The sequence below is a fragment of the Pseudomonas sp. genome (genome assembly GCF_037994325.1).
In the GTDB taxonomy this organism is placed as follows: Bacteria; Pseudomonadota; Gammaproteobacteria; order Pseudomonadales; family Pseudomonadaceae; genus Aquipseudomonas.
This window is the reverse complement of the sequence record NZ_JBBNAH010000542.1, coordinates 1-8,510: the sequence shown is the minus strand read 5'-3', so window position 1 is coordinate 8,510 and position 8,510 is coordinate 1. Positions and strand designations below refer to the sequence as shown.

Here is an 8,510-nt window from a genome sequence, read left to right as displayed (position 1 = left end):
AGCTGAGCCCCCACCACGCGAATACCCCCCCCAATAAAACACCGGGTATAACCACCGACTTCTTCATCTTGGACCTCTGCTGTTAACAAAAAAGGGCCGCCCGTAAGGGCGACCCAACGCCTCGGGGTTCACCCTTGGCCAGTAGCGTTCGTTGTTTAGCGCACGCCAGAGCGGCGCAGTGCGGCTGCCGTGAAGTCGTCAGAAGAAAGCGGGATACCGTATTTAGGTGCGTTGGTGATCTCGTTGCGCAGCCCTGAGATGAAGTAGCGACCGTTCAACACGTCGTAGCAGGTTTCCACGAGAATCAGCGGTATTTGCTGCTGGTAAACCTGTTCCATATGCCCCTCGGCCATGCGCCATAGCTGGCCGCGGCTGTCGAAGTGATCCACCACCAGCGCTTGCCAGGTATCTTCGTCCAGATACAGCCGGCGCTTGGCGTAGATATGACGCTGGCCTGGCTTCAACACCGCCTCCACCACCCAGACGCGGTGCAGTTCATAGCGGGTGTAGTCGGCGTTCAAGTGACCCGGTTTGATCAAGTCGATGTACTTGAGCTTGGGGTCATCCAGGCGATAAGCGTTGTACGGAACGTACATCTCCTTTTTGCCCACCAGCTTCCAGTCGTAACGATCTGGCGCGCCGTTGTACATCATGAAGTTGTCCGAGGTGTGTTGACCGTCGCTCGTTGTGGAAGGACCGTCGTAAGACACTTGGGGCGCACGTCGCACCCGACGCTGACCCGCGTTGTACACCCACGCCATCCGTGGTTCTTTCACTTGGTCCAGCGTTTCGTGTACCAGCAATACGTCACCTGCCAGGCGTGCGGGCGATACCGTTCTCCACTTGTAGTAGAAGAGCACGTTCGAATCACGCGAGCTGTCGTAGTCGGTCAGGGCCCACTGCATCGCCACATACTGGTCCAGCAGGCTCGCGGTGAATTGACCGTTGGCTTGGGGTGCAGCCGTAATGATATTGCGCTGCAGCGTTGAACCGACATAGCGGGCTTCGTGGTTCCAGATGGCTTCTAAGCCGTCTTTGGCGATAGGGAACGGCACGCCCATTCGATAGTTTTCGAGCGTATTTCCCCCGCCCGACAGTTTTACCTTCTCCGCGTTTTCGCGGGTTTTTTCCAGCCAGTTATCCGGAAACACCGCGCTGCGGTGCGTGGTGTAAACCGGCATGTGGAAGCTTTCCGGGTAGCGCTTGAACATCGCTAACTGGCCTTCGCTCAGCTTGCTCTTGTACTGCTCGGCATTCTCGGCCGTGATGGTGAACAGCGGTTTCTCGGCCGCATAGGGATCGGTCATGAACCCATTACCGTCCACTGCACCGGCGTCCTTTGCCAGGCCGCCGGTCCAGGCTGGAATGCTGCCATCTGCGTTGCCAGCTTTTTCTGCCCCGACCGGGGTCAAGGCTTGTCCCAGCGCCGCTGCTTCTTGCACGCTAACAGCCGCGAAAGACGCGCCAGCCCACAGGGAAATCAATAACGTGGAGCCACTAATCAGGTTCTTGTAGTTGTTCATTGTCTTCACCATTAGAAGTTCACGCCGAAGCTGAGCGCGATGAAATCGCGATCAACCTGGGTGTTGTAGTCACCGCCAAAATAATTGGTGTAGGAAAGGCTGGAGGTGTAGGTCTTGTCGTACTCGGCATCGAGTCCGGCGCTCAGCGCCTTGGCGCCCTCGTTGAAGGGGTTGGTTGTAGGCCCGTAGCCCTCCACATCGTGCGACCAGGCCAGGTTGGGGCGCAGACTGACCCCCGCAAATACGTTGCGGTAGTCCCACACGGCGCGAACGCGATAGCCCCACGAATTGGCCGTAGTAAACCCATTGTCGTTGCACTCATCGGGCCGGGTTGTGTTGGTGGTGCTCTGGCAAAGGCCGCCTGTGCTCAACGCTCCGGTGCCGTAGACCGCATCCCGGCCGTAGCGAAGGCCACCCTTGCCTTCCAAACCGCCGACATGAACCATGGCCGCCTCTCCGACTAACGTCAGCCGCTCTGCGCCCATGACCCGGTCGAAGAAGTGCGTGGCCGTCATCTGCAGTTGAGTGACTTCTTTACGGCGATATCCCGCTACGGCCTGGTTGTTGCCGGGCGTGGCGTCCGCATAAACAGGCGACAGCGCGGACGCTCCCAAGAGCCCGGTGACCAGGTCCGCACCATTGATCTGCAGCGGTGCGTTAGGCCGGTAGCTGAGCTCGCCAGACAGCGCGGTTCCCGTCTCCAGGGTGGTGGAGAAACTGACGCCGTAAAGACGGATGTCTTCCGGGTAATCGAAGTAGTACTTGCTGGTACCCAACCGATAGGCGCTCACAAGCGACTGCCCCGTAGGCGAAGCAACAACGCCCGGGCACGCTACCGAAGGAATGCCCAGGTTCGAGCACACGCTGCCGGCAAAGTTGAGGTCAGCGATATTCGGCCCGGCAACCACGCTAAAGTAAGGCGTGCGGCTGTGGTAGTTCATGAAATACGCGCCAAACTCGGTATCCAACGGTGTGGAGAACCAACGTAATGCCGCGCCCCACTGCCCGGAGTTGCGGGGGTCATTGTCGCTAACCCGCGGCATGACGATCCCCTCGGGCGTAAGTTGTATACCAAAAGGATCCAGCGCCGCGCGGGCCAGGGCATTCCCCGAAACGTTCGGCCCTACGATGTTCTGATCACAGCCGTCGGCCACGTTGTCTGTACCAAAGAAGGTGCCGCAGTTGTCGACTACGGTCTGCTCCCAGTCCAGTTGATAGAAGCCCTCTAACGAAAGATCTTCGGTGAGGCTTTGAGACAAGGAGAACATGTTGACTGGAATTAGCCCTTCTTTGATCTCCGCGCCAGGGCGACGGAAGGCGGCTACGTCAACCGGGTTGATGCTGTTGATACCGCCACCAATGAAGGTACTTTCCCCCCAACTCAGCACCTGCTTACCTACGCGGGCAGAGCCGTGCTGACCGGCGATTTCGTAGTTGTGATAGACGAACGCATCCAATAACTGGGCACCGGAGGAGCGTGCGCCAACCTTGCGGTTGCTATCGCTGATGTCCTTCCACGGCCGGCTTTCATCCTTCAACTCGAAGTCGTACCAGTACTTGCCGCGAAAGAAGGCGCCGCTATCGCCGTAACGCAGCTCTAGGTCGTGCAAGCCCTTGAAGATCTTCGAAAACGTTTCGCCTTTTTCAAAATTCAGGCGCCCGTCATCGCTAAGCACCGAGGCCGCCTTACCGCCATTATTGGCGCCGATAAAATCGCTTTTAGCACTCTGCGTCGACCAACTCGCCCCGACTGAAAGAGCAGTATCAAACTGCCCTTCCAGCTCCCCGACTTGAAAGGTTACGGCAAAGCTAGGTGAACTGGTCGCTGCACAAATGGCGAGCGCCAGCGGTTTTATGTTGCGCATGGCAATGTCTCCACTTTTGTTGTTGTTATGGGGTGCCGCGGCGAAATCAGTCTTTAAGGTTTCGCGGGTACTCGATTCGATGAACGCCGTGGTTATCTTTGGCGAAGCTGGCCAAATAGATTCCATCCTTTTCCGGCAGCACTTTTGAGATGCCGCGCACCTGGCTACCGTCGTGAGCAAGCCAGTACAGAACCTTCTTGCCTGAAGGATCCAGGACGACGAAACCGGTCTGCTTTTGCTCGGAGAACAGGCTGTGCGGGAGACGCAAGATCAACGGCTTGATCCACGGATTGGCGTGCAGCCACGTCGCCAGCTTTGTGCGAGGGGAATACAGCGCAACATATAGCCGGCCTTTTTCGTCCCGGCTGATGCCGTCCGGCATGCCTGGCATGCCCTCCTGCAGCACTTCAATGTGACCGGCTTTTTCCCCGGCAATGAACAAGCGGAGCATGCGGAACTTTGGCGTTTCGCTGATCACGACCGAACGCTCAATGCCCTGCAGATCTTCCGAACCGCGATCAACCAGGATGCCGTCGACAAAGTGCAGATCCTGGACGATGAGCTGGGCTGATTGCCGCTCCAGATCGAACATCCACAGTCGGCCGTTGTTCGCCAAGCTGACAGCCTCCTCAAACGCCGCCTCCCCCATTCCGGCGCCCGGCGAGGCGTACGGTTCGGACATGTAGATGCGTTTGCCGTCTTTGCTGATATCCAGGTCATTACAGAACTGCACAGGGCGACTGTTGCTGTCGTTCAGGTCGGCGGTCGCCATAGCCCCGGTGCCTAGTGGCTGCAACGTGCCGAGCGCGGCATGAGGGTTAAGCGGCGGCGGAAGTGGCACGCGCAGCGCAACAGGCTTGATGACTCGCGTGGCGATGTTCAGCTCGTAAACGCCGACCGGCGCTTCTTTTTCGGGCGTAAAGCCGTAGAGATGGGAATTGCAGAACAGGATGCGGTTGTGATCGTCCGGGACGAAGCGCGCACCGGACGGAACAAGCGGCGTCTTGACGAAGCGCTCAGCCTTGCCGGTTTGCATATCCATTCGCCAGAACCAACCGTCACGCGCTGTGATAAACGCCTGATGGGTGTCCTCTTGAATCAGCACATCATCATGGCCAGGAACATCAATACCGCTCACCGTGGGTGATGGATTCTCGCTGACTTTGGCCGCCTGCATGTCCGCACTGATCTCGCCCATTTGATATGCCGAGGCAGATTTCACGTACTCGGGAGGTGCGCTCAGCGCCCACGCGGCACCCACGATTACGAGCGTTAGCACGCCTAACTTCGATTTCAACTTCATGTACGTTTCTCCCGCGCCTCGATAACGTGAGGCACCTCGTTATCAAGCCAATAAACGCCGTGTGGCTCGACGACCAGAACCTCCTCGAACTTGCACCCTCCCCCGGCAAAACCGATGTGCGGTTCGATGGCCCACAGACCAAGCTTGTTGCCGATGTGCTCGGGAGTCAGAGCTGCTGAAAGGCCAAGCTTGAGAAAGGTCAGGTTGGTTTCCAGAGAGAACCAGCCAAACGAGCGAGTACCCACGCGCAGGTGTTTGCCTTGCTTGGGTTTCACCCGAAATACGCGGTGCCCAAGGACGCAATGGGGATATTTGGCGTGAACGTTGTCGAAGCCAGCGGCCTGAATGCGTTGGTCGATTTCAGCCCAGATGGCTGCCGCCGTCATCTCACTGGCGAACATCTTCGGAATGTCGTCGCGCAGCTGGAGCAGAAAGTCCTTCGCTCTGTCCAACTCCGGGTTTGGCGTCAGAGATAGCGCATAGCCCACATCTCCGATGTAGCCGTCGACCACCGGCGAAACATCAAGGATCGCCACGTCTTCAGCACGCAGGGCGCGAGAGCTGGGGTGGTAATCGGCGTAATCCTGGTACCCGTCAAAGCGGGAATGTTCGCCAAACCATGCGAAGGCCCGATGCAGATAACGTTCGGTGCCGTGTTCACGCAGATACGCCTCAAGCAACTCTGCCGCTTGTTGCTCGGTCATCCCTACATGCAGAAGCTTTCCAACATGTTGAACGGCGGCGTAGGCCAGTCGCTGAGCCTTCAAATAGCCGGCCATGGCTTCCGGTGGAGGCAGCTGCTCGGCGCCCCCTGAATATCTGGAAGATGTTTTTGAAATCCAGCGGTAGAGCCGATCAAACAACCCCGACGGCTTCAGCGAATAACCGATGGGCATTATCGATTCTCCTCGTTAGGGGAGAGTTCGATACGCGGATGGCATGAGGCAGAAAACTGCGGTCGACTCCAGGCCGACCAGAAACAACTGGATGGGTGCATGATGGGGACTCGGTGTTGTTGTTATGAGTCCAATGCTACGAGTGGTGAAAACCCTTGAATGTTGCTCACCGGCCAAAGTGATGGTTGAATTCCGCCATTGCGGGGAAAGCTCAACATGCGGTCTGAGTCTGAAAGTTCGTCGTTTATCTCTCTCACCGAACTCTTGGTTCCGGTGCCGCTGCCTGCGCTGCTGATGGAAGTTCTCCTGGAGCAGGGGCTCGGAGCAGAGCCGCTTCTGGAAGGTACAGGGTTGCGACTGGAGCATTTCAGCCATCCCGATACCCAGCTTAGCTATCGCCAATTGGCAGTGATCATTTCGCGTGCGCTAGCCATCACGAAAAACCCTCGCCTGGGCCTGCTCTTCGGCGCGCGCATTCGTTACTCACACCTTGGCGAACTTGGCGCTCTGTACGCCATGGCCCCTACCTTGAGGCAGTCGTTCGAGAGTGGGTTAAAACATCAAAAACTGTTGGGTAGCGCATTTGATATGCGCATCGTAGAACGGCCACGCCACCTGGCAATTATCGCGTCAAAGCTCGTGCCATTAGAGGACCGATACTTCTTCAACCAGGAGTCGTGGCTAACCGCAATCACCAACCAGACGGCACTCGCGCTCGAGACACCCATCTCACAACTCGACCTGGAAGTGGAGTTCGATTACCCGGCGCCAAAAGACCTCAATCCCTACCATGAAATCCTGGGGGAAAAGGTTAAATTCGGCCAACCGTACTGCCAGGTGCTGATTCCTCGCACCTTACTGGATCGCCGACTGCCGGGTGCCTGTCCAACCTTGTTCAAAGTGGCGGTCCAACGCTGTGAAGAGGCGTCGAGTCGCAGCCGCACGCCGCTGTCATTGCCCGAACAGATTCGCGTGCATTTGCGTAAAGAATTGGGGGCGCCGCCCAGCGTCGAGGAAATCGCAAGACGCCTCAATCTGTCCACTCGGACCCTGAACCGCCGCCTCGATGACCTAGACTGCAACTACCGCCAGCTGCTACGCGAAGTACGCTTCGAAACCGCTGCTCAACTGCTTCAGGGAACAGGTTTACCAATTTCAATCATCGCCCAACGTTCGGGCTTCAACGACACTTCGAACTTCGTGAAAGCGTTTCGCGATTGGGCGGGCACCACGCCCAATCAGTATCGCAAGCATATCCGCGACGTGGCTTACTGAAGGAATGTCCAGCACTGGCCATCGTGACTAGCAGCGCTGAACTGTCTGCGATGCTCCCGGCCAGCCGGCCAAAAACCGTAAGCGAGAATTTGGCTGCAAGCAGTCAATTGCGAAAGACCGCTAACGCCAAAAAGCGGGCATCCCGTCAGCGAGTGACGAGCCAACACTGCCCTTCCCTGAACGAGGCTAAACCATGAAGATTGGAGTTATTGGCGCCGGGAACATCGGCGCGACACTTGCAAAAAAACTAGCTGCCAGTGGGCACGAGGTAAAACTCGCCAACTCGAAGGGGCCAGACTCCATCCGCGAATTAGCCAGCGACGCAGGCGCTACTGCAGCAAGCAAGGAAGAAGCTGTTCGGGGCGTTGAGGCGATTGTAGTCTCGATTCCTTTTGCGAGGCTTCCTGAGCTGGCGAGTCTTCTGGCTCAGGTACCGGCCGATGTTGTTGTGATCGACACGTCCAACTACTACCCGTTTCGCGATGAAGAGATTAAAGAGGTCGATAGCGGCAAGCCTGAAAGTGTTTGGGTTAGCGAGCAGATCGGTCGCCCGGTAGTAAAGGCGTGGAACGCGTTGCTGGCTGAAACGTTGGTTAGCAAAGGCCAGCCGGCCAGCGCACCTTCGCGTATCGCTATTCCGGTTGCTGGTGATGATGGCCAGGCCAAGGCATTGGTCCGGCGTCTGGTTGAAGAGACAGGCTTCGAAGCATTGGATGCAGGCAGCCTGATCGATTCATGGCGCCAGCAGCCGGGTACCCCGGCTTACTGCACCGAATTGCACCTTGATGAACTCACGTCGGCACTGGCGACAGCCGACAAGGCGCTAGCGCCGCTGAATCGTGATGCGCTGATGACGTTTTTCATGTCGGAGAAAGACCTCACTCATGAAAAAGTCGTGGCAAAAAATCGAGCGCTGACCACAAACGTTTCGGCGTAAGTGCCGATGCCCAGCTGATAGACGTTCCTGGATTTAAAACGCTAGGTGTTTTTCGTCTTCAGGCTTTCGGGGCTGCCGGCACACAGCCCGTCCATCACAAGGTTCATCAATCGATCAAGACGCGGGCGCCATTCGCTCTGAGCATCGACTTGCCATATTCCAGTAATGGCCAGAAAAAAATCGTCGTGAGTAACACCGCTACGAATCGTTCCGGCCTTTTCATTAGCCCTTAAAAGCAACTCGGCTGCTGTTTGGACAGGCGCGTACCCCGACTTCCCTGGAAACGCATGAATCGAGGCTGCTTGTCGTATCGCCGCCGCAAGTCCGGCCTTTGTCATTGCGTATTCAGCGAGGCAGTCCATCCATTCTCTGAGTGCTTCTTTAGGCGATTTGGCAGCGAGCAGTTCCTCCGCCAACGAGGCCACTTGCTGCATCTCGAATTGATAGACCTCCAGTACCAGGTCCTCTCGGTTCGCGAAATGGCGATAGAACGTGCCTTGTCCCACTCCCGCTTTCTTCGCAATCGCGCTCAGCGGGACCGTAGGATCGAGCGTCAACTCCGCAACCGCGACCTTCAGAATTTGTTCGCGGTTTTTCTTGGCGTCAGAACGCATCGCCAATTCGTCATTCTTGGGCAAAGTTTTTCCTTGACTGCATTGAAAAGCGGACAGTTGTCCGGTAACTTCCCCTCTCAAACGGACACGTGTCCGT

7 protein-coding genes are annotated in these 8,510 nt (G+C 57.1%); 2 read left to right on the top strand and 5 right to left on the bottom strand.

Going from position 1 to position 8,510, the window contains the following annotated elements; all coding sequences use genetic code 11:
- Positions 1–155: 155 nt before the first annotated feature.
- From AAAB16_RS18175 to AAAB16_RS18160, 4 genes are read right to left on the bottom strand one after another with little or no spacing between them, the layout of a single operon-like run.
- Entirely contained in the window at positions 156–1,523 is a 1,368-nt protein-coding gene (locus AAAB16_RS18175; RefSeq protein ID WP_340664586.1) for a DUF1329 domain-containing protein, read from the bottom strand.
- 11 nt (positions 1,524–1,534) lie between these two features.
- Positions 1,535–3,388, bottom strand: a complete 1,854-nt coding sequence (locus AAAB16_RS18170) for a DUF1302 domain-containing protein (protein ID WP_340664585.1) — start codon at positions 3,386–3,388, stop codon at positions 1,535–1,537.
- Between the two features lie 46 nt (positions 3,389–3,434).
- On the bottom strand, positions 3,435–4,691 hold the full coding sequence (locus tag AAAB16_RS18165; RefSeq protein ID WP_340664584.1) for a hypothetical protein: 1,257 nt from the start codon (positions 4,689–4,691) through the stop codon (positions 3,435–3,437).
- The gene (locus AAAB16_RS18160; protein WP_340664583.1) at positions 4,688–5,587 is read right to left on the bottom strand and encodes a M24 family metallopeptidase; all 900 of its coding nucleotides are present in this window, start codon (positions 5,585–5,587) and stop codon (positions 4,688–4,690) included. The genes AAAB16_RS18165 and AAAB16_RS18160 overlap by 4 nt, the downstream gene beginning before the upstream one ends.
- Before the next feature lie 216 nt (positions 5,588–5,803).
- Here AAAB16_RS18160 and AAAB16_RS18155 point away from each other — a divergent pair, with 216 nt between their 5' ends.
- Both AAAB16_RS18155 and AAAB16_RS18150 read left to right on the top strand, forming a co-directional pair.
- Entirely contained in the window at positions 5,804–6,862 is a 1,059-nt protein-coding gene (locus tag AAAB16_RS18155; RefSeq protein ID WP_340664582.1) for an AraC family transcriptional regulator ligand-binding domain-containing protein, read from the top strand.
- Positions 6,863–7,055: 193 nt separating this feature from the next.
- Complete coding sequence (locus AAAB16_RS18150; protein ID WP_340664581.1) at positions 7,056–7,799, top strand: NAD(P)-binding domain-containing protein; 744 nt, start codon at positions 7,056–7,058, stop codon at positions 7,797–7,799.
- 41 nt (positions 7,800–7,840) lie between these two features.
- Here AAAB16_RS18150 and AAAB16_RS18145 read toward each other — a convergent pair whose 3' ends face one another.
- On the bottom strand, positions 7,841–8,413 hold the full coding sequence (locus tag AAAB16_RS18145) for a TetR/AcrR family transcriptional regulator (RefSeq protein WP_340664587.1): 573 nt from the start codon (positions 8,411–8,413) through the stop codon (positions 7,841–7,843).
- Between the last annotated feature and the right edge of the window lie 97 nt (positions 8,414–8,510).